The sequence below is a fragment of the Shewanella profunda genome (assembly GCF_023283765.1).
Taxonomy (GTDB): Bacteria; Pseudomonadota; Gammaproteobacteria; order Enterobacterales; family Shewanellaceae; genus Shewanella; species Shewanella profunda.
Genome location: NZ_JAKILG010000004.1, coordinates 17662 through 36998, shown reverse-complemented (window position 1 = coordinate 36998; position 19337 = coordinate 17662). Strand labels below are relative to the sequence as shown.

Sequence of the window (19337 nt, the reverse complement as noted above, 5' to 3'; positions counted from 1 at the left end):
TTATGGGGGTAGTACGAGTTCCCTACCTCTTGGCTGAGCTGAAAGAACGCGGATGTGCTGATGAATCTGCTCTGGCGCAGGTTATGCAGCCTGGATGCCGAATTGGAGAGGAAGACCTGCGGAAGTTGGCCGCAAATTTAGGGCTTGAAGTGTCCGAGCTGGCACCAGCGCCAGAGAACGCGGCCAACACCCGGTTCAAAGCAAAGCTGAGAGGAGGTTTGGCCTCCTTTCTTTTTGAGTACGACGGCTGTTTCCGACATGCAGAAGGCTCCAGCCATGCAGAAATGTTGGGTATCGAGCAAGAAGACGACATAGGTCTTCCGAGTCGAGCTGCTGACGCCATGCTCCTGGAGAAGACGCTTTACCAGGTAATCGCTCGGGCTAAGTACATGCTCGGCAAAATCGACAGCAAGTTTGTCAGGTCAGAACAAGCAATCGAGTTCCGTGAGCAACTTGCTCCTGGGATCTTCAAACCAGGTTACAGAGGTTTCCGATTCAAGGAGGCTGCCGCTGGTGATTTGCCTACTGTCATGATTGACGGTCGGAAGTTCAACTGCGTTGCCAGCATAGCCAGAGCACATGGACTTGATCCGGTAACGGTGCGTAGGCGCATTGCGGACACCGGGAAGGCCGCAGACAAACTCTCCAATGATGAGTGGAAGCTCATCCTCGCCAAGAAAAAAGGTAAAGGGAAACCCTTCACCTATCTGGACAGGACCTACAGCAACATTGCTCAGTTCTGTCGTGAGCATCAGCTCAACACCAACCTTGTTTACCAGAAAGTCAAAGACCGGGCTGATAGCGCTGATGAAGAGTTCTGGGGACAGATAATCGAAACATGCAAAAGGAAAAACTAATGGCAGAAAACAAAGAGATCCCCTGGGAGAAAGAACTCATTGAGAAGTACATGTTCACCCTGCATAAAGAGCAGGTGAAAGACCGGCGCTGGCGGACCATGTTGCGTGTGCTTCGCGCATCGGGTTTCGTGTTTCTCATGATCGGCTTCATCATTTTGGCATCTAATCCGGGTGGGATGCCGTGGCAAAGCGCCAAGGCAGGAGCCCCTCACACCGCGTATATCAACATCCGTGGTGAAATTGCTGCTGGCACCCTGGCCGATGCTGATCACCTTATCCCGTCCATCCAAGCTGCATTCGACAACCCGAACTCACAAGCTATCGTGCTTCGCATAAACAGCCCTGGCGGTAGCCCGGTTCAAGCAGGACGGATTTATGACGAAGTGAAGGCGCAGCGAGCCCTTCATCCGGAGAAAAAGGTCTACGCCATCATTGATGACATCGGTGCCTCTGGCGGTTACTACATCGCCTCTGCTGCGGATGAAATCTATGCTGACCGCGCCAGTCTTGTCGGTTCTATCGGTGTCATCAGCTCGGGGTTTGGATTCACCGGCTTGATGGACAAGCTCGGCATCGAGCGCCGGGCTATCACTTCCGGAGAGCACAAAGCGCTTCTCGACCCATTCTCCCCTCTTACCTCTGACATAAAGAAATTCTGGGAGGGCGTTCTATCGAAAACCCACCAGCAGTTCATCGAACGAGTGAAGGCTGGGCGGGGTGATCGACTGAAAGACGACCCAGAGGTGTTTTCTGGATTGCTCTGGAACGGGGAGCAGGCCAAAGACATTGGGCTGATTGATGGCCTGGGTAGTTTGAACTCCGTGGCGCGAGACGTCATCCACCAGAGCAATTTGGTGGACTACACACCAACCGAAGACATCATCCGGCGACTGACCCAACGAGCGAAGCTCGAAGCCAGTTCCTTCGTGCAAGAACTCAGCGCTGTGAAAGTTTACTGATAGGAGCAGTTTGATATGACAGAACAAAGTACCAAATCACTACGTCTCGGGGTTGTTGCCGCCATTCTTTTGGGGCTCGTAGGAACCGGGTTCGGGATCTACCAGTTCGTGAAAGAGAAGGATCTGGCGCAAGAGATCGCCAACGTGAAGTCTACGGTCAACCAGGTGAAGGATGCCGAAGGCGTCACCTTCAAAAGCAAGGCAGAGTTTGAAGCTGCTGTGGCCGAAAGCATCAACAAGTTTGTCGCGCAGAAACAACAATCCGACATCGATCAGAAGTATGCCCAGTTCGAGGCAGCACCTGAGAAGGTCGAAGAAGGCAAACACATCTACGGGGACCTTGGTGCTCGGTTCACGCTGGTGGAGTTCTCCGATATGGAGTGCCCATTCTGCAAGCGATTCCACGACACACCCAAACAAATTGTGGATGCCAGCAAAGGCAATGTGAATTGGCAGTGGAAGCACATGCCTCTCGATTTCCATAACCCGGCAGCTCACAAGGAAGCTCTGGCCGCTGAATGTATTGCTGAGCAGAAGGGCAACCGTGGCTTCTGGGTCTTCGTTAACGACATTTTCCAACATACCCAGGGGAATGGTGGCGGTGTTGCTGACCTGGCCTCTGTTGTCACTGGTGTTGGTGCTGATCTGGATGCGTTCCGGGAGTGCCTCGGCTCAGGAAAGTACGAAGACAAGGTTGAAGCTGACATCCAGAAAGCCAAGAGCTATGGCGTCAACGGGACGCCAGCCACTTTTGTAGTGGACAACCATACCGGCAAGAGCCAGCTTCTCGGCGGCGCTCAACCGGCACAAGCCATCATGGCCGTGATGCGAAAAATGATGATTGAGTCGCAACAAGACGACTCCGCGAACCAATAAAAACTTTCACATGTGAAAGTGGAGTGAGAACTGATGATCAAGATTACAACTAAATTGGGATGCCTTCTGGCGGGGCTGCTTGTCCTGTCGGCTTGCTCAAGCGTCCCTCAGCCAAACAACGAATACACGAAGGCCTTGGATGATACCAAACAGGTATGCGCTGCCTGTGCCCTGGTTGGTAATGACCTGCTGGTTGCCCTCAACAAGTCATGCGATACACCCATGACCCCCGAGACTCTTACAAGCGTCATGAACAGTAACCCGATGTTTGCCGCCATGATGGCAATTAACTCCATAGGTGGAACCGACTTCTATCAGGTTTACCGTGATGCGGCCATAGACACCCTGCGGTGCAATGAGATGGACAGTTGGCCTGATCGGACCAAGGTGCGTTTCCAGCAGCCCGACATGCAAAAGGCGCTGGCCTTGAGGGTTTCTGCCAGACAGCAGAAGGCAAATTAACTTTCACATGTGAAAGTCAGGCTCTCCGGGGCCTGATTTCACTATGAGGTGAATCTATGGAGTTACAAGAAGCAAAAGAGGCTCTCGATAGCCTTCATCCACACAAGGCCTCAGCGCCTTTGAGGCTTGTCATCCACCAGCCAGGTGGGATTGGTGGAACCCCTACTGTGGGGGTGAAAGCTATTCACGCAGGCTTTGACTGGGACAGCAACACCATCCTGATCTATCCGGAAGAGCAGCTCACCCGGTTGACGCCGGATGAGGTCGCCGCCATCACGAAGTCAGTATCGAAAGGACAGTCCTGGCATTCATATCAGCAGTTCAAGAAGTATCGGGAGCAGTTGGCCGAAGCCACGGAAGAAATTAATAGGCTCAGGGCTGAGCTGGGCAGGTATCAGAATAACGGGAGGGGGTAATGCTAAAACGCGGAATAATCAATCTCGCTGCTAGTTACATCATTGTTGATGCCCTACTCCGGAATGCAGCAATTTGGATCTTTGGCTTGTCCTTCTCCGTTGGTGGCACTTACGTCACTGGCGAGGCCAGTACATGGGTCGTTTACCTAGCCACTTCTGGTGCAATGACACTCTGTTCTGTCGTAACAGCCTACCTGCTCGTGACCTATCACCGATGGGGGCTGATGACGGCCAGGGTCTGGTTGTTATTGAGTGCCTGCCTAAACGGCTATGCCGTCTACTTGAGTAGCCACAACATCCAGTTGGTGGTGGCACTGCTTTCCAGCCTGTTTATTGCTTTGTGGATGCTCAAGACCCTTGAGCAACCAGCAGTGAAGGGGACGTACAAGGTAATCGCTGATCTTCACCGTCAGCTATGGGGAATGTTGAAGGGGCAAACACAATGACGACGAATACTCAAAACGCGAACGCCAACCAGGTTCGGTCTTTACGCGACATGCTTGTCCCCGCCCTGTTGTTCTATGTGGTGATGACGGCCATGTTTGTGGGTCTTGACGCATTCATGGATAAACCCACCAGCATGAACCTGCCATTTATGCCGTTCCTTGTCTCGATGGTGAGTTTTACCAGTGACGCACGTCGAGCGTGGGACTGGCGAAACGGGACCAAGGTTGTAGCCGTATTGACTGCGGTAGCCATGCTGTTGGCATTCATCTATCAGCTCGCGGTCGGAGAGATGAATCTCTTAGGGGTTGGTATATACCCGGCCACAGCCATCCTTCTGTTGGCAATCACCTGGGTGATTCGCGCTATCGGAAAGACAGCACCTTTCCAGTTCCTGGGGAGACACCTGGCGCGGTTTGGTGCATCGAAGTGGGTCCAGCGTACCGCCGCAGTCATTGTGCTCGCGGGAGGCCTTGCCATCACTGTCTATGCCTACTGGCTTAACCACGGGAGCTGATGATGATCATTGCAACGAAGAACGGCTTGCTGGTGGCCGCAGAACTAATCAGGGAAGAGGCCGGGTACTGGCTACTACAGCCTCGTGACCAAAAGACGCCGGTCAGGGTGAATAAGCAGGATGACAATAAACGCGCTTTCACGCATATGGGAGACGCCCTTCGCTGGGCCGGTGATCCTGAGCTTGCAAAGCAATTCGATGCCGAAGGGGAAGAACATGCAAATTCGTGACTACATGACAAAGTTGTTTGACGCATTTGGTGATGTGGAGGAAGTCACCCGAGAAATGCTTCTGGAGCAGGCGGAGCTCATTCATACGATCAGCGATAAGTGTCAGAGCACAGGCCTGTTTCTGGATAGTCAGGTTCGTTTCAACCAGTTCGTTCAAGAGATTGAGGCTGACGACAAGGTAGAGGATCGGTTGCTTCATGCTTGGTGCTGGGTAATGGACCGAATAGTGAAGGCTCCAACATCCTTTCACATGGATGGGGCTGTGATTTTGACAATGCCTCTGGTCGCCAGATACCTGCCACCGGTTGAACGGGAGCCGGAAACCATCGTGGTGAATCTCGATGAGGACTACAAGGCTCCTGTAGGCAACCAAACGCTCTGCGAGCTCGTTATGGAACGGAGGCATTGGCCGCAAGGTGCAACCTGTGCGACCCAAGAAGCGGACGGGGGAGTCCTCTACTGGGACGCCCCGGTTGATGTGGTAGAGGAAGGCAGAAAGGTCGCCGGTAAGCACGGCATGATGGCCGAGATCGGATTGAAACATCAGGTTGATGCCTGGTATGCAGATATGGACGAAACACGGCTCGCAACCGATTGGAACACCGCCGTCATTACGCCTCACTGCTTGCTGCTTTCCTATCTGGATGTGCTTCAAAAGAACAAAGTTCCCTTTGATGAAGGTGTGCAGCTCGCTGCCGAATGGGTGAAGCAACTTGGCGGGGAATTTCGTGAAGACACTGAGGAAGCGCCGGAAGCTGAGGCTACAGTGCTTTCCCTGGGGAGAGCCACGGCTCATTGCTTTAAACCCTATCCGGACACAAAAAATTTCTATTACGAGGCCTAAGCCTCACCCAAACAGGAGGATCAACATGCGATACCAGGTATTTAAAACGAAGGAAGGGGGCCAGCCGGTGTTTACGGCACCGTGGTACTGGTTGGCCTCTGCCATTGCTCAGTGGTCATCTCTTAACTGGGATGCCTGTCGAATCGTAGACAGCAAGGTGGATGAAACAAGGCTCTGTTGGGCCAAGGCTCTACCGGCTGGGAAAAACAAGTAATTTGGATGGAGTGATTATGAGGTTAGGTTTTGTGAAAAATACGGGGGTTTCAGCGTTCCTGGTAGCCATGCTGGTGGTGGCCCCTCAGGTATGGGCAGAAACCTTTACTGCGAAGGTTGTGGGGGTGTCTGACGGTGATACGGTCAAGGTCCTGACTGAACAAAGCTGTGACTCCGGGAAAGATTGCCGGAGCGGCAAAGTCCAGTACCGGGTAAGGCTGGCGGAAATCGACACCCCAGAGAAGAAACAACCCTACGGCTCAAAGGCGAAACAGGCGTTGTCCGATCTGGTGTTTGGTCGAATGATTAAAGTCGAGCAAATCGACAAAGACCGTTATGGCCGTCTGGTCGCCAACCTTTATGTCGATGGCAAATGGGTCAATGCCGAAATGGTCCGTTCTGGGAGTGCGTGGGTGTACCGGCAGTACGCCAAAACACCGGAGCTGTTCAAGCTGGAGGCCGAAGCCAAAGCCGATAAGCGAGGTCTCTGGGCATTACCGGAATCGGAGAGAACTCCCCCTTGGGAGTGGCGAAGAAAGCACTAACCACACCCCAGAGTATGCAGGTGTAAACAGTAACCAAGAAAACAAACAGGAATAACGATGAACAAAAGTGAACTGATTATGAAAGTGGCCGAAGACGCTGACATTAGCAAAGCAAAGGCCGAAGCTGCGGTAAATGCGCTGATCAACTCAGTGACAGAGGAGCTTAAAGCGGGTGGGACAGTAGCGCTAACTGGGTTTGGTACTTTCCACGTTAAGGAACGCGCAGCGCGAACCGGGCGGAATCCCCAGACTGGAGAGAACATCCAGATCGCGGCGGCCAACATTCCTGGGTTCAAAGCTGGTAAGGGGTTGAAAGACTCCGTGAACTAGATCTTAATCATGCGACACATGAATAAGGTTTACATAAGGCTCCTTTCGTGGGAGCCTTATTCATATTAGACATGAATAAGGGGAAGGGATGAGATTGTCGTCAACTCAAAAGGACGTTTTGTTCATTCTATACGCAATTGAGGCCGGTGGAAAAGCCGAGCCTGTACCAGGTGTAAAAATACTGGAGATGATCAACTCAGCTCGCCAGAGCGGTATTCATGGAACGAACTTCCGAACGTCATGCCACACGCTGGTGGAGAACGGCCTGTTGAACAAGTACCGGAATGCTTCTCTAAAGCTGGCCTTTAGGCTGACCGACGATGGCAGGGAACGTGCAGGAGAGATATACCGAAAACGGCTGGAAGAAGAGCAAGAGAAGTAATACGCCCCATAACGGGGCGTATCGAGTTAAACGGCAAAGCCGTAGTGGGTGCCGTCCGGAAGTTCAACATCGAGGCGTAGCTTGCCACCGGAGGCCTCAACGTACCGCTTAATGGACGACAGCTTGAGATCTCGTCCAGGTTTTTCCATCTCGGAGACTGTCGGCTGTCTCACACCCAGAGATGCAGCAATTTCCCCCTGGGTAAGGTTCATGCGATCACGAAGCTCTGCCAAGTGGATGTTCAGTAACATCTCAGTGGCCGCTTTCTGTGCTTTGGCAACAACCTCAGGCTTTTCTGTTGCCAGCATTTGGTCAAGAGTTCTTGCCATAACGTCACTCCTTCTTCAATTTATCCAAGTGCGCCGCAAACTCACGGTCTGCAATTGGGATCATTACTTCATAAAACCTTTTCTCGTCCCCGGTCTTGTTACCGGCGCAGAGAAGAATCCCCTTACGCTTTGGATCGAACGCAAAGAACGCTCTGATAGGATCTCCTTTGCTTTGGACCCGAAGCTCTTTCATGTTGCTGTAGGATGAACCGTTAACAGTATCCGCGTATGGCCTCGACAGCATGGGGCCTCTATCTCGCAGCACCATCATCGAAGCCAGCACGTTTGCTCTATCGGTATCATCCAGAGCATCGAACCACTCATCAAAGGTGTCGGTTGTCTCGATGACCCACATGATTTCTCCTTACTTAATATAGGCGCAATCCTATATAGATTCAAACCTATAATCAAGAAAAATCGGCGGCGATGGGGGCCGAAATGTCGGTGAGTAGTCATGTGACTAAAATAGGGGGTAGAATAAGCCTCGATATAGTCATGTGACTAAAAGGTGTCCTGAATGAACAACCTGCCCCTACTGCTCGATGCAAGAGAAGCTATTGACTACTACCACCAGCATCCAGGCATGACTGATGCAGAAAAGGCCTATGTGGTCGCGTTCCTAAGCGGAGAGGGGCGTTCAAACAGTCAGATCAGAGAGGATCTGGGTATTGAGAAGGTCTATACGGTTACACACCTGAAACGCGCCGGTACGCTATCGGAGGAAGAGCTAACACTCTGGCTCAGAAATCCACGCAAAATCACCCTGGGGCATGTGAGGGCCGTGGCTAAGTTACCTTTCAGCAAGAGAGAAAAGCTCCTGAGGGATCTCCTGCATACCAGGACACCGGTTCATAAATTTGAGGCGATAGCGAAGGGCAAAGAAGTGGACAGGGATGCAGACATTAAGCGCCTGGAGACCCTGATGAGCGATGCTACGGGTAGGCCTATCAAAGTTCGCTATAACCCCGCGAAGCGCTCCGGGGAACTGACGCTGGGATTCTTCACGCTCGATGACCTGGATGACGTGTGCAAGGCTTTGGGGTTTGATCCAAGCGAGCAGATGTAAACCAGAAAACTTTCACATGTGAAAGTCTTGCAAGGTGTCTTTTTATTGTTTACAGTATCATAAAGTGAATCTGTAAAGGTGCGCGATGAATGTGCTTCCAACGAAAAGCTGGCCTTGGGCGTTATAACTCAACCAGACCTGAGTGGCTGGTGGCGTACCGAAACGCAAGATGTATGAGAAGCTCAGGTAAAGAACCTGATGCTTCTCTTTCCGGGATAGCTTGGAAGGCGCAACTCATTGTTGCCCATGAAAGAGGCAGAATTGACAGCCTGGCTGTCCCTTTGGATGCCAGATTGATAGCAAAGAACCTCATCGACGAGATCCTTGCTGAGGAGAACTGATGGACGAAAAAATTACCTACGAAGAAATGCTTGAACAACTCGACCAAAAAGGCATCCGCGTCACCAACGGGGCGAGACGGCTTTATGTCGCGTTGAACAACGGAGTCAAAGCTGAGGTGCTGGGTAACTGCGGTCCAGCCACAATCAGCTTGGTTGACGGGATGATTGTTGTGGAAGAACAAACTATCCATTAATAAGGAAAAGGTATGTCCGTAAAAACAGGGCATTTTTGCCCCCATTGTGAAGAGTGCGAGCTGGTGATTGATTGGGATGAAGGGGGAGACATTCCCAATGGACCTGGTTCTTTCCATTCTCCGGGAGGATTCGTTGTCAGGTGTCCAGGTTCTACCAATGGCGAGTGCAATGGGCCTGATATTACGGGTAAGTGCGAGACGGAAGACGAAGCTCTTAAATTTACAGAAGAATGCCTGAATGATTGGAAGCCTTATTTGGTTAATTTAGCCACAAAAGAATAGAGGGGTGAAATCAACATGGATTCAAGAAAAAAGATAGCTATAAAAACTGGTGTCAACTGGTCAGCTATTGCTCAGTTAGTAACGGAAAACGCACTAGAAAAGGCAAGACGGGAGATTAAACCTGATATAACCACTCACAGTTTGGAAGGCAAGCGTCGGAGCGGAGTACACCAGGGCGTTTGGGAAGTTGTTGCCAAGTTGCTTCCACTTAATCAAGCGTGTGCTGAACAAGTTGCAAGGAACCTGAATCCCGAACCGCAGTTTATTCACGAATTTGATTGGGAGGGATTAGAGGAGCACTTTAATTCGTTGAAGAACGCTAAAGCCTGGGTAAAAGGAGTCACTCAAAAAGGCCATTCTCCACTTGAATCTCTAGTGCCTTGCGGATTGGATCAAAATGTTAAAGGCAAACTCGGTGATAAAGTGGAGGCCGATGTCTGGGCGCAGGGGAGAGACTACGGTATTGCTGAGGCTCTGCTGGAGGGATACCTATTAGATGCGAAATGCACTTATGAAGTCATGTCCTCCGACTTGTACGTTCCTCAAAAGAGTATCCATCCACTGACGATAGCCAAAGCCAACCTGAGCGATAGTGGAATGAGCGGCTTTAAGTCGTTTCTAGGTGAGGAAGAGAAATAACCGTGGAGCCACTCTTAGCTAAAGCATTCGCCGGTTTTAAAGTCGTAGCTGTAAGTGCCCATCAGATTGGCTTTTCGGCTTTTCTTGCCATTGGTGTTTGCTGGCGCTTTAGGGGTCGCAAGTACGCCATAGAACAGGATACCAACAAGTGCCGCTTGCCACGCGAAAACAGCAACCAGAATCCAAAAAGCAGCAGCCAGAACCGGCAGTTTGTGCAGAAGGTTGAGCACCGGCTTGGCCCAAATCACTGCCGGGATAGCCAGCACTGCGTAACCCCAGTTGGTGGCCTCAAGCATAGCCAGGCCAAGAACAACAACAGCCATCAGCGCGATATTCAGTACATGTTTCATGGTCATCTCTCCTTTTCAACTTACACTTTTATCCTATCACAGCATTAAAAAATGCAACTGTGAAAGGGCGTTTTTCATTCAAAAAGAGGTGACACTTTGAGTGCAATTATCAGCAAGTGCGGCATGTACAGATACCGTCTGGAAAGGGATGTGCAACCCGAAGGCCTTGTGTTCGGTTATTTTGGTGTAAACGGCTCTACGGCCACGGCCACCGAGGACGATCACACGGTCAGAAAGTGGATAGGGTTTACCAAGGTCAACGGAGGGAGGCGATTCATAGTCGGTAATGCTTTTGCTTTTCGGGCGACCGACGTTCGAGAGCTGGCTACGATGGTTGATCCAGTGGGACCTGAAAATGAAATCCACTTGGAAAGGATTATTCGGGATGCTGATGTCTTGGTGCCCTGCTGGGGGAGCCGAACTAAGCTGCCTAAGTCTTTGTATGTTCATTTGGACAGGCTTTTAGAGCAGCTCGTTGCATCTGGGAAGCCGGTATTGGCATTTGGCGTGACTGGTTCGGGGGACCCGAAGCACCCGCTAATGCTTGGATATTCGACAAAACTTGTGCCTTGGGGAGGAAAATAATTATGTCGCTAGTGCCGGCATTCGTCGCTTGGAAGCTGGCCCAAGACAACCACTAAAGGAAAATCACTCCGGAAGGGCGACTATGGTCGCTTTCTTTTTAATGTTTACAGCATCACATAATGATACTATGATGTTGTTAATTTAATTGGGGAGGCGCTTATGCTCACTGCGAAATGTATAGGGTGCGGATGCACCGATGATCACGCTTGTGTTGAAAACGGTCAACCGTGTCACTGGCTTCGCGTGAATAGAGTGGAAGGTATCGGGGTCTGCTCTTCGTGCCCGGATGCTCTCAATCAATTCGCATCGACCAGCCAGGAACAAGCAACTGGACAGGATGACTACCGGAACAGTCCAGAATGGAAGGATTTTTCATCACGCATTGGTAATGCACTATGCGGGGGCCGGAGCAAAGCAAAGTAAGGTAAAATGTTTGAGAGTATTTAAGTGTCACACTAAGTATTAAAGTCTCATACCAAGTATTAAAGAATCATACTGAACTGAAGGACATAGGCGATGAATTCAAGACAAAAGGTTGCTGCAAAAATACGTGCTGAACGAAAAGAGCTGCGGGAACTACGAGAAGCGGTCGTCATGGCTCACGCATCTTGTACTGCGAACTACGTCCAGAGTGATACAGAAATGAGGCGGAGAGCTGGTAACAGGCTTGCTAAAGCGATTAATAAGTCTGAGTGGTGCCGTAAGGTTTTGGGGCTTTTCCCCGCAGAGAGTAATTAACATCAAGGTTAATTTAACATTGATGTTAACTGCTTCTCTAACCGAGAGTATGACTCATTAATACTTGAAAAAAGGCTGGGTGGGTGACAAGCAACGAATTGGTATGAAACTATATTTCTGCTGGCTAAATTCCAACTATTAAAAACTAAGGGGTTAGGTGCAATTCAGTATGGATCTTTAATCCATTCCCACAGGTTGTTGCTATGTTCCTCTCGCTAACAGCTTTAGTCGCTGGGGTCTGGATGGCGTACCTTCATTCCCGATTTTTGATGGCGGTGACTCCAGTAGTTATCTCTGTGCTAATGGCGACCCTCGCCATGAAAATGTTTGAGCCGAGACTCTTTGTTTCTGCCAGCGAAAAAGGCTGGTTCCCTTTGTCATTGTTCGTCTCGATACCGTTTTACTTCTACTTGAGTTACTTGCTTGAGATAGAGGAGAAGAGACGTACATTCCGGGCCAATGTGATTGGGTTTTTGCGTGGAGTTTCGGAAGAGATCCGTCGTTCAACCAGAGAGCATAGAGATCAAGGTGAGATAAGACACGGTGGAACAGAGCTGGGGAGTATTGACGAACTACAAAGGGGCGAGGCCAAAGAGCCAGAAGTCATCAGCTCTACATCGGACCAGAAAGAACAAGGCACTCCCAAGCGAGACAAGAGAAAAATCATTCTGGACTGAACATGGAACAAATCAGAAAAGGCTTAACCCTCGAATACGCAAAAGAGAAGCGTGAGAAGCTCTTGGCGGAGCTCAAATCAGATGAACACTACAGCCAGACTGAAACAGTAGCCTATGGGCACCACGACCCGCTCAGCGTTCCTGTGGCAGCCTGCGATAGTTGTCATGGCCGGGCGCAAATGCAGAAGGTTATAGGTCCTCCTGTGCGCTGGAATATGGTCTGCCTGGGTTGTGGGAAGGCGATCCAGCAAATCCAGAAACGACCGTGGCAAGCAGCAATGGCGTGGAACCAAATTAACTTGGGAACACAGGACTACAGACAACTGCCCCTCTTTGGACTTGGGAGTCTGTCTCCTGAATCAGCAAGACAGAGAATGGTGGGAATACGCAGAAACCTGGAGCTGAGAAAGAGCCTCGCCGGTATCGAGAGGACGATAGCCCACAAGGAAGGTCAACGCCCACCAGGGAAAGAGTACCAGCAACGACTGGAAGCATATCTGCAATGGGCCATGCTGGCGCTGAGGTTGCTCAAAGTCAAAGCAAGTTAGTGGTGAGAAGGAAGAGAGAACCCGGTACTGTAAAGCGCCGGGTTTTTTATGCCGCCCTGTTTACAGTATCAAAAAGTGATGCTATAAAGTGAGCAAGTCACAAGGAGAACCAACGAATGGCTGTTATCAACTCACTCCGCGCTCTCAAAGGCGTAACCGCCCCCGAAGAACTGAAAAAAGGGGATGGATTCACTATCTCTCCTCAGCTTCTGCTGGAGGAAGAAGGGTTTAACACCCGTGGCGCTTTCTGCGAGAACTACTACGAGCGCCCGGACATCAAAGCTGGTATTCGAGTGCTGGCCGATGCTTACAAGCGTGGCGACTATGTTCCGCCGATCATCGTCAAAGTTATCGACGGAAAGGTGTATGTCCGTGAAGGTCATCGCCGTCGCCGCGCCATCCTGCTTGCTATCGAGGAAGGTGCCGACATCCAGTTCGTGCAGGTCGTAGAGCACAAGGGCGATGAAGCCGAACAGAGCCTTCTGATCGCCACCAGCAACGATGGGCTCCCTCTTTCTCCACTTGAGCGAGCCGTGATCTACGCTCGGCTTGCAAACTGGGGGTGGAGCGACCAGATGATTGCCCAACGTGTTGGCCGCTCGGCTGAGCACGTTCGTATCGCCCGTGCCCTTCTGGAGATGCCTCTGGAACTGAAACGGATGATTCAGGAAGGCTCTGTGGCTGCCACCTACGCTCAGGAGCTCTACAACGAGCACGGCACCAACGCTGTTGAGATCCTGAAAAAGGCGCAGGAAGAACAGGCCAATGGCAATGACGGCAAGAAGGCCCCGAAAAAACTGACCAAAAAGTCTGTCGAGAAAGGTCCCCGCCTGGGCAAAAAGGTGGTTGAAGCCATGCACCGAGGCGTGAGCTCTATTACCAGTCGTCTGGACAACATCAAGCCGAACGATGACGGTGAAACGTTCACCCTTACCCTGAGCCGGGAAGATGTTGATGCGTTTCAGGAGCTGAAAGCCAAGCTGGCGGAGCTGGAGCCCAAAACTGACGAGTCCAATGAAGACCAGCAAGAGCTGGATTTGGCGGGTAATCAGTAATGGGGCGCTGTACTGTTGAGGATGCCATCCAGTTGCTGGAAGGGGGAACCATTGTTGCGGTCGTACCGGCGTCATCCGGACCAGATACGCTGGTGGTTTCCTCTATCAGGCTTGAATCCGGACTGACAGTACAGTTTTCCCCTCCAGCGGCAGCCAGTGTCAGTGTTCAGCTCGCGGAGATCGATGATGAACAGTGACAAGAAATCGTCTGAACTAGCCAGACTGAGGCGTCAGCATCAGCTAGTTTGCTCTGTCATCGCAGCCTTGCTCATCTGTGCAGGTATATATGGGACCGTTGCACGTTTGGGCTTCATCCTGATGGCGCCATTGTTTGTTATCGCCTTAGGTGTGTTAGTCGATGCGTTCCTGCCAAGGGTAAGTTGGTTCTTCTGTGTGCGGGACGTGAGAGACATATTTGGGTGGCGAAAGCGACAGGATAAGCAGCAATGATTGATGTAGGTGTGGAGCCTTACGAAAGATTAAGCAACTTCCATCCTTACCATTTTTTATTCAGGGGGGTGGAGTGTGGCTCTATGGAGGGGTTACTTCAATCCTTGAAGTTTCCATTACCTGAGAAACAAATGAAGGTTGCAAAGCTCGTTGGCCTTAAAGCAAAGCGAGTCGGTAAGAAAAAGAAATGGTTTATCGACCATAAACTTTATTGGCAAGGAGAACCAATTTGCCGTTTCAGCGAAGAATACAAGTTGTTTCTCCTAGAGGCGTTCACAGCGTTATTTGAACAGTCTGAACAATTTAGAACAGAACTGCTAAAGACCGGAACTGAGCAGCTAATACATTCCGTTGGAAAGAAGTCTGAGAAGTTTACTGTGCTAACAGAGGATGAGTTTGTTTCAATTCTTAGTGAATTGAGAGAGCGAGTTACTGGCACTGTATTTGTGAAACAGGAAGGGTAATTGTGAGAAGTGTTTTTGTATGGTTGAAGGCCGGGGCAATACTGGCTTTCCTATTCATCGGTATTGCTGGTGCTGTCAACCGGGTCTATTGGGTTAACAGCCAAGGTTTGAGCCAGGGGTCGATGTCATCCACATGGGTTAAAGAAAAGTTTGGCCTAGACCTTGGTGCAATGTGCCGTTATGACAAACCCCAGCATGTCGAGTTCAAAGTCCTTCCTGATCAGACAATCCAGTTCCGCTGCTCATGGTTTGAAGGTGGCGGATTAACCTGGTGGCCTTTCTACACCGAGCATGATGTAAAGAGCGCCGAGGCGACCTCTGTGCTCAATGACATCTTCCAGGGTACGGAGGGGCATGATGAGTAGCCAGCTAGAACTTTTTCATGTCCAAGAGGCGTATGCCAAGGCCGATAAGCCGCTATCGAATGAGGAGCTCTACGATTCAGTGGCAGAGCTCGCTGGAATCCCGAAAAGCGCTCTGAATGAACAAAGTGAAATTGGCAAGGCAAAGGTCAAGCGGAGCAAGCTGAAAAGACAGATACGCTGGTATCAGCAAACCCTCAAGTCGATGAACCTTCTCCAGAAGGTGGACGGCGAGCGGGGTGTCTGGGAGCTCTCAAGCAAAACCAAGAAGGGCCTGCATGAAGCGCTTGGTGGCATTCGACTTGTCGCCTATTCAACAAATCTTGGGCTGGCGGTGTGGTCAAACAACAAGAGCTTTTTCTCTGACCTCGATGAGCCGGTGCATCTGTGTGTGACATCTCCGCCGTTTCCGCTCCGAATACAGCGTGGCTATGGAAACGTTGATGAAGCCAAATGGGTGGATTTCATAACCCAGGCACTCGAACCGATAGTCAAGAACCTGGTGCCAGGAGGAAGCGTTGTCCTGAATGTCAGCAATGACATATTCGAGGCCAAGAGCCCCTCCAGATCTCTCTATGTTGAAAGAATGGTGCTGGCGCTCCATGATCGGCTCGGGCTGTCTCTCATGGATAGATGGCCGTGGATCAACCTGTCAAAACCACCAAGTCCAACCCACTGGGCTTGTGTGAACCGTTACCAGTTGTGTGCCGGGTGGGAGCCTGTTTATTGGTTCACCAACGACCCTGACAGGGTGCGTTCTGACAACAGAAGGGTCCTGATCCCTCATACAGAGAAACATCAGAAGCTGATGGCTCAAGGGGGGGATAACCGAGTGGTCAGTTATGGTGACGGGGCATATCGACTGAGAGGGAACGCATTCTCTAACGTCACGGAAGGACGGATACCGAAAAACGTTATCCAGCGCGGCCACCGTTGTGCGGATACGCTGGAGCTTCGGAGAATCGCTAGAGAACTGGGATTGCCACCGCACCCGGCAATGTTCCCAACAGACATACCTGAGATGGCTATCCGCTTTCTGACGGAAGAGGGCGACCTTGTTGTTGATCCGTTCAGTGGGTCGAATAAGAGCGGGTTGGCCGCAGAAAGGAATAACCGGCGCTGGATCGCCTGTGACATCATTCTTGAGTACATTCGTACCCAGGCGGAAATGTTCACCGGCTTTGATGGATTTTGGATTAACCCAGCCATAGCAACAGTGGGCGGGGGAGCGTTGAATTAAGAGAACAATACCTATGAGTTTAAGTTTTATCGCAAGAGTCTTGCGCCAATTGGCAATTATGTTTGTCCTCTCCGTGCTTATTGTGGCCGGATATATCTACTATGCCGGTAAACAGCATCAGCAGGCAGCAATCAACTTTTGGGGTGAGCAATACCAGCCTGATGCCATCTCGACGCAAATTGATTGGGGGTTTATCGGTAACTGGGTTATTCCTCGCGGGGGGCCAATTATTTCTCCGGGCATTGCTGGAGTGTGTCCCAATACACCACTTCCCGTTGTGCCTCTTAAAATTGGTCCTGATGGCCGGGGTTACGTTCTCTGTGGTATTGGAAGTGAGGCTGTCTCTACCAGCTTTGATGTCAATGACATCCAGGATGAAGAAATACGAAACACATTAAAAACGATGTTTGAGGAAGAATTTGAAAAAACAGTTAAGGGGGATAAATGGACGCTAAAGAACTGAACCACATGATAGCTGAGGCCTACAGCCGGGATTTGCAAAAGCCTGAGCTGGTATCGTTCAAAGAGGTGAGTCGCTGGGGGCGTAAGTACGGTTTCCCCGTCGTATGCACTCTGGCCGATGAAAGTGAAGAAAAGCAGATCCACTGGGCTGCCAGTTTGCTCATTCAAGTAGCCGGTACTTGGCCGCGAGAAGATATGCCGGAATTGCTCACACCGGAACGGGGCTCCGCGCTGTTCAACGATGCGATGCAGTTATTGGCGAATGGGCTTGGAGCAGCAAATCAATTGCGCTGACAGCACAAACCTTGTCAATAAGCGGCCTTCATGGCCGTTTTTTTGTTTAAAGTTTGTTTTAACAGAACCATAATTAGATATTGCAGTATCATTTTATGATCGCTACAATCTTTCACATGTGAAAGTTTGGGGGTGGTCTTGATCACCTGCGAGAAACCAAAATAGAGGTGGGTATGGCAAAAGTAATCAGCTTCGCCAACCAGAAAGGCGGAGTGGGTAAGAGTACCCTCTGTATCCAGCAGGCCTTTTATCTGGCGTTACAGAAGAAAAAGAAAGTGCTGGTCTTGGATATGGATGGTCAGGGGAACACGTCCTCTCGACTGGCCCCCAGACGAGAGCTTGAGGATGGTGACTACGAGCCCATCCTCACAGGAACCAAAACCGCAGAGCTGTTCGCTTACGAGCTGGACGGCATTGAGGTCATGCACTGCCCTTGCGGTGCAGACCTCATTCATACGCCGAAAAACGACCCGGATCTGTTTGAGATGGAGGCTGTGCCTCTTGACCAGGCCATGAATCCGGCTCGCCATTTGGCTGAGCTGTTTGAGAACTACGACTACGTGCTGATTGATTGTCCGCCTAGCCTCGGCAGAAAGCTGGTGGCAGCGTTGGTGATGTCTACCCATGTGGCATGTCCAGTAAAGCTCTCTGGCTTCGCTGTGGACGGCGTAGAAGGTCTCCTGAACACGATTATTGGTGTGCGCGAGGCGTACAACCAAGATTTGGAGATCCTGGGCATCGTGATCAACGACATGGACCGCTCTGTCAATCACGACAAAGCCCTCAAGTCGCTGGAGAACACAGTTCCGGATCTGTTGTTTGAGAACAAAATTATGCACCGGCCTCCGCTCGATACGGCGACGACTGATGGCATCCCTGTCTGGGAGCTTCGCTATGGACATGTCGCGGCCAAAGAAGTTGAGGCGGTGTTGGAAGAACTATTAGAGAAGGTGGGCTAAGCGATGGCATTGAACAATTTAAAAGGCCTGTCCGAACTTGCTAAAGCCGCCAAAGGCAAGAAAGGCAAAGAGGTTCTTACCGTACCTGTTGACGACGTTGTATCCAAGGTCCAGGTTCGTAAGCGCTTCCGTAACATTGAAGAGCTGGCGGCAACCTTGCTGACCGAAGGGCAGCAGTCTCCGATCATCGTGTTCCCGAAGAACGAAGAAGGCAAGTTCGTCATCCAAAAAGGGGAGCGGCGTTGGAGAGCGTGTAAACACGCTGGTATCGAGACCATTGACTTGGTGGTGAATGATAAGGTCCAGAACAACTTGGACGAGACTGCTGGTGAGCTGATCGAAAACATCCAGCGGGATGACTTGACTCCGGTAGAGATTGCCGAGGCGTTAAACCTGTTTATTGAAGAAGGTTGGAAGCAAAAGGATATTGCTGATCGGCTCGGTAAGAATATCACTTTCGTATCTACGCATCTGTCGTTGCTCAAGCTACCTGACTGTGTGCGTGAGTTATACGATAATGAAGTATGTTCTGATACAGAGACCTTGAATAACCTTCGTCTCTTGTTCGATCTGAATGAAGAAAGATGTCGCGCCGTCTGCGCGGTGGCTATGTCTGACGGGATTACTCGTAAACAAAGCCGTGAGCTGCTGAATGATGCCAAACGTATCAAAGACGAAATGGAAAAAGGCCCACTGACTGGCTCCCACCAGAATGATGAGCTTGGCGCTGGCAACACCGACGAGCAATCCCTCAACTCGGGTGGGGATGGTACGTCGGAACAAACCGGGAATGACGACCTGAACCTTGCCCAGGAGGAACTGGAAGGGGGTAAAAATTCCAATGGTCAGGACGATGATGACGAAGACCCTTTGCGTGATGAAGAGGGTGAGCACAAAGATCCTGTCAAGCAGCCAGATAACAGCGGCAAGGACAAAGATGAAGAAGGCGGTGATGCTCTTCCTCCTCTGCCGAAGGACAAGGAATGGAAGAACGTCCGGGCTGACAGTTTGATTTTTGCTGTCAACGTTAACCTGGATGGCGAGACCAAACGTGGAGTCATCATGACCGACCGTGTTGCTCTGGTTCCGTCTACTGTCTGGGTTAAAACGCTCGATGGCGAAGGCAAGGAAAAGCATGTTCATGTGCCTGTGTCAGACATTGAACTCCTGAGTGTCGAAGGCTAATAAAGGAGGCCCAGCCAGAGAGGTTGGGCCTGTCAAGAACAG

At 50.8% G+C, this 19337-nt stretch carries 30 protein-coding genes; 27 read left to right on the top strand and 3 right to left on the bottom strand.

Features of this window, described 5'->3' with window-relative positions; translation table 11 throughout:
- Window positions 1-2 precede the first annotated feature (2 nt).
- From L2744_RS03200 to L2744_RS03145, 12 genes are all read left to right on the top strand, one after another.
- On the top strand, window positions 3-857 hold the full coding sequence (locus tag L2744_RS03200) for a hypothetical protein (protein WP_000539393.1): 855 nt from the start codon (window positions 3-5) through the stop codon (window positions 855-857).
- A complete protein-coding gene (locus tag L2744_RS03195; protein ID WP_248990666.1) occupies window positions 857-1816 on the top strand; it encodes a S49 family peptidase in 960 nt (319 codons plus the stop codon). The genes L2744_RS03200 and L2744_RS03195 overlap by 1 nt, the downstream gene beginning before the upstream one ends.
- Before the next feature lie 15 nt (window positions 1817-1831).
- The gene (locus L2744_RS03190; RefSeq protein ID WP_248990665.1) at window positions 1832-2692 is read left to right on the top strand and encodes a DsbA family protein; all 861 of its coding nucleotides are present in this window, start codon (window positions 1832-1834) and stop codon (window positions 2690-2692) included.
- A gap of 33 nt (window positions 2693-2725) precedes the next feature.
- Window positions 2726-3154 carry a hypothetical protein gene (locus L2744_RS03185; RefSeq protein WP_248990664.1) on the top strand — a complete coding sequence of 143 codons (429 nt, stop codon included), beginning with the start codon at window positions 2726-2728 and terminating at the stop codon, window positions 3152-3154.
- A 56-nt stretch (window positions 3155-3210) separates the two neighbouring features.
- Window positions 3211-3570, top strand: coding sequence for a hypothetical protein (locus L2744_RS03180; RefSeq protein WP_000422768.1), 360 nt, complete (start codon window positions 3211-3213; stop codon window positions 3568-3570).
- Complete coding sequence (locus tag L2744_RS03175) at window positions 3570-4016, top strand: Fe3+-siderophore ABC transporter permease (protein WP_000919345.1); 447 nt, start codon at window positions 3570-3572, stop codon at window positions 4014-4016. Before L2744_RS03180 ends, L2744_RS03175 begins: the two co-directional genes overlap by 1 nt.
- Window positions 4013-4531: a hypothetical protein gene (locus L2744_RS03170; RefSeq protein ID WP_011872844.1), complete on the top strand. Its 519-nt coding sequence runs from the start codon at window positions 4013-4015 to the stop codon at window positions 4529-4531. The genes L2744_RS03175 and L2744_RS03170 overlap by 4 nt, the downstream gene beginning before the upstream one ends.
- Window positions 4531-4761: a hypothetical protein gene (locus L2744_RS03165; protein WP_020833601.1), complete on the top strand. Its 231-nt coding sequence runs from the start codon at window positions 4531-4533 to the stop codon at window positions 4759-4761. The genes L2744_RS03170 and L2744_RS03165 overlap by 1 nt, the downstream gene beginning before the upstream one ends.
- On the top strand, window positions 4748-5605 hold the full coding sequence (locus tag L2744_RS03160; protein WP_001167033.1) for a hypothetical protein: 858 nt from the start codon (window positions 4748-4750) through the stop codon (window positions 5603-5605). Before L2744_RS03165 ends, L2744_RS03160 begins: the two co-directional genes overlap by 14 nt.
- A gap of 161 nt (window positions 5606-5766) precedes the next feature.
- The gene (locus L2744_RS03155) at window positions 5767-6363 is read left to right on the top strand and encodes a thermonuclease family protein (protein ID WP_345876144.1); all 597 of its coding nucleotides are present in this window, start codon (window positions 5767-5769) and stop codon (window positions 6361-6363) included.
- A gap of 51 nt (window positions 6364-6414) precedes the next feature.
- Entirely contained in the window at window positions 6415-6693 is a 279-nt protein-coding gene (locus tag L2744_RS03150) for an HU family DNA-binding protein (RefSeq protein ID WP_474104330.1), read from the top strand.
- Window positions 6694-6781: 88 nt separating this feature from the next.
- On the top strand, window positions 6782-7075 hold the full coding sequence (locus L2744_RS03145; RefSeq protein ID WP_001239997.1) for a chromosome segregation protein ParM: 294 nt from the start codon (window positions 6782-6784) through the stop codon (window positions 7073-7075).
- Between the two features lie 26 nt (window positions 7076-7101).
- On the opposite strand, the gene proR is transcribed toward L2744_RS03145, so the two are convergent.
- Window positions 7102-7404 carry a transcriptional regulator ProR gene (proR, locus tag L2744_RS03140; RefSeq protein ID WP_000124640.1) on the bottom strand — a complete coding sequence of 101 codons (303 nt, stop codon included), beginning with the start codon at window positions 7402-7404 and terminating at the stop codon, window positions 7102-7104.
- A 4-nt stretch (window positions 7405-7408) separates the two neighbouring features.
- Window positions 7409-7759 carry a type II toxin-antitoxin system RelE/ParE family toxin gene (locus L2744_RS03135; RefSeq protein WP_000270043.1) on the bottom strand — a complete coding sequence of 117 codons (351 nt, stop codon included), beginning with the start codon at window positions 7757-7759 and terminating at the stop codon, window positions 7409-7411.
- A 162-nt stretch (window positions 7760-7921) separates the two neighbouring features.
- Here L2744_RS03135 and L2744_RS03130 point away from each other — a divergent pair, with 162 nt between their 5' ends.
- The 4 genes from L2744_RS03130 to L2744_RS03115 all read left to right on the top strand — a co-directional run bounded on the left by L2744_RS03130 (window position 7922) and on the right by L2744_RS03115 (window position 9926).
- Window positions 7922-8470: a transcriptional regulator gene (locus L2744_RS03130; protein WP_001061574.1), complete on the top strand. Its 549-nt coding sequence runs from the start codon at window positions 7922-7924 to the stop codon at window positions 8468-8470.
- Between the two features lie 340 nt (window positions 8471-8810).
- Window positions 8811-9005, top strand: coding sequence for a hypothetical protein (locus L2744_RS03125; protein WP_011872855.1), 195 nt, complete (start codon window positions 8811-8813; stop codon window positions 9003-9005).
- A gap of 12 nt (window positions 9006-9017) precedes the next feature.
- The gene (locus tag L2744_RS03120) at window positions 9018-9287 is read left to right on the top strand and encodes a hypothetical protein (protein ID WP_248990663.1); all 270 of its coding nucleotides are present in this window, start codon (window positions 9018-9020) and stop codon (window positions 9285-9287) included.
- A 15-nt stretch (window positions 9288-9302) separates the two neighbouring features.
- The gene (locus L2744_RS03115; RefSeq protein WP_011872848.1) at window positions 9303-9926 is read left to right on the top strand and encodes a hypothetical protein; all 624 of its coding nucleotides are present in this window, start codon (window positions 9303-9305) and stop codon (window positions 9924-9926) included.
- Window positions 9927-9940: 14 nt separating this feature from the next.
- Here the strand turns inward: L2744_RS03115 and L2744_RS03110 are convergent, their stop codons facing one another.
- Window positions 9941-10276 carry a hypothetical protein gene (locus tag L2744_RS03110; RefSeq protein ID WP_000683477.1) on the bottom strand — a complete coding sequence of 112 codons (336 nt, stop codon included), beginning with the start codon at window positions 10274-10276 and terminating at the stop codon, window positions 9941-9943.
- 96 nt (window positions 10277-10372) lie between these two features.
- Between L2744_RS03110 and L2744_RS03105 the strand changes: the two genes are divergently transcribed.
- The 11 genes from L2744_RS03105 to L2744_RS03055 all read left to right on the top strand — a co-directional run bounded on the left by L2744_RS03105 (window position 10373) and on the right by L2744_RS03055 (window position 19295).
- A complete protein-coding gene (locus L2744_RS03105; protein WP_248990662.1) occupies window positions 10373-10861 on the top strand; it encodes a DUF1643 domain-containing protein in 489 nt (162 codons plus the stop codon).
- Window positions 10862-11802: 941 nt separating this feature from the next.
- A complete protein-coding gene (locus L2744_RS03100) occupies window positions 11803-12276 on the top strand; it encodes a hypothetical protein (protein ID WP_376711923.1) in 474 nt (157 codons plus the stop codon).
- Window positions 12277-12278: 2 nt separating this feature from the next.
- Window positions 12279-12824, top strand: coding sequence for a hypothetical protein (locus L2744_RS03095; protein ID WP_000435225.1), 546 nt, complete (start codon window positions 12279-12281; stop codon window positions 12822-12824).
- A gap of 116 nt (window positions 12825-12940) precedes the next feature.
- Entirely contained in the window at window positions 12941-13879 is a 939-nt protein-coding gene (locus L2744_RS03090; protein ID WP_000268395.1) for a ParB/RepB/Spo0J family partition protein, read from the top strand.
- A 446-nt stretch (window positions 13880-14325) separates the two neighbouring features.
- Entirely contained in the window at window positions 14326-14793 is a 468-nt protein-coding gene (locus L2744_RS03085) for an NADAR family protein (protein WP_248990661.1), read from the top strand.
- 2 nt (window positions 14794-14795) lie between these two features.
- Window positions 14796-15158, top strand: coding sequence for a hypothetical protein (locus L2744_RS03080; RefSeq protein ID WP_001258027.1), 363 nt, complete (start codon window positions 14796-14798; stop codon window positions 15156-15158).
- On the top strand, window positions 15148-16395 hold the full coding sequence (locus L2744_RS03075) for a DNA-methyltransferase (RefSeq protein ID WP_164457041.1): 1248 nt from the start codon (window positions 15148-15150) through the stop codon (window positions 16393-16395). The genes L2744_RS03080 and L2744_RS03075 overlap by 11 nt, the downstream gene beginning before the upstream one ends.
- 13 nt (window positions 16396-16408) lie before the next feature.
- On the top strand, window positions 16409-16858 hold the full coding sequence (locus L2744_RS03070) for a hypothetical protein (protein ID WP_000058870.1): 450 nt from the start codon (window positions 16409-16411) through the stop codon (window positions 16856-16858).
- A 5-nt stretch (window positions 16859-16863) separates the two neighbouring features.
- Window positions 16864-17151 carry a hypothetical protein gene (locus L2744_RS03065; protein WP_001694508.1) on the top strand — a complete coding sequence of 96 codons (288 nt, stop codon included), beginning with the start codon at window positions 16864-16866 and terminating at the stop codon, window positions 17149-17151.
- Between the two features lie 173 nt (window positions 17152-17324).
- The gene (locus tag L2744_RS03060; protein WP_001151304.1) at window positions 17325-18110 is read left to right on the top strand and encodes a ParA family protein; all 786 of its coding nucleotides are present in this window, start codon (window positions 17325-17327) and stop codon (window positions 18108-18110) included.
- A 3-nt stretch (window positions 18111-18113) separates the two neighbouring features.
- Window positions 18114-19295 carry a ParB/RepB/Spo0J family partition protein gene (locus L2744_RS03055; protein WP_001207227.1) on the top strand — a complete coding sequence of 394 codons (1182 nt, stop codon included), beginning with the start codon at window positions 18114-18116 and terminating at the stop codon, window positions 19293-19295.
- Window positions 19296-19337 lie beyond the last annotated feature (42 nt).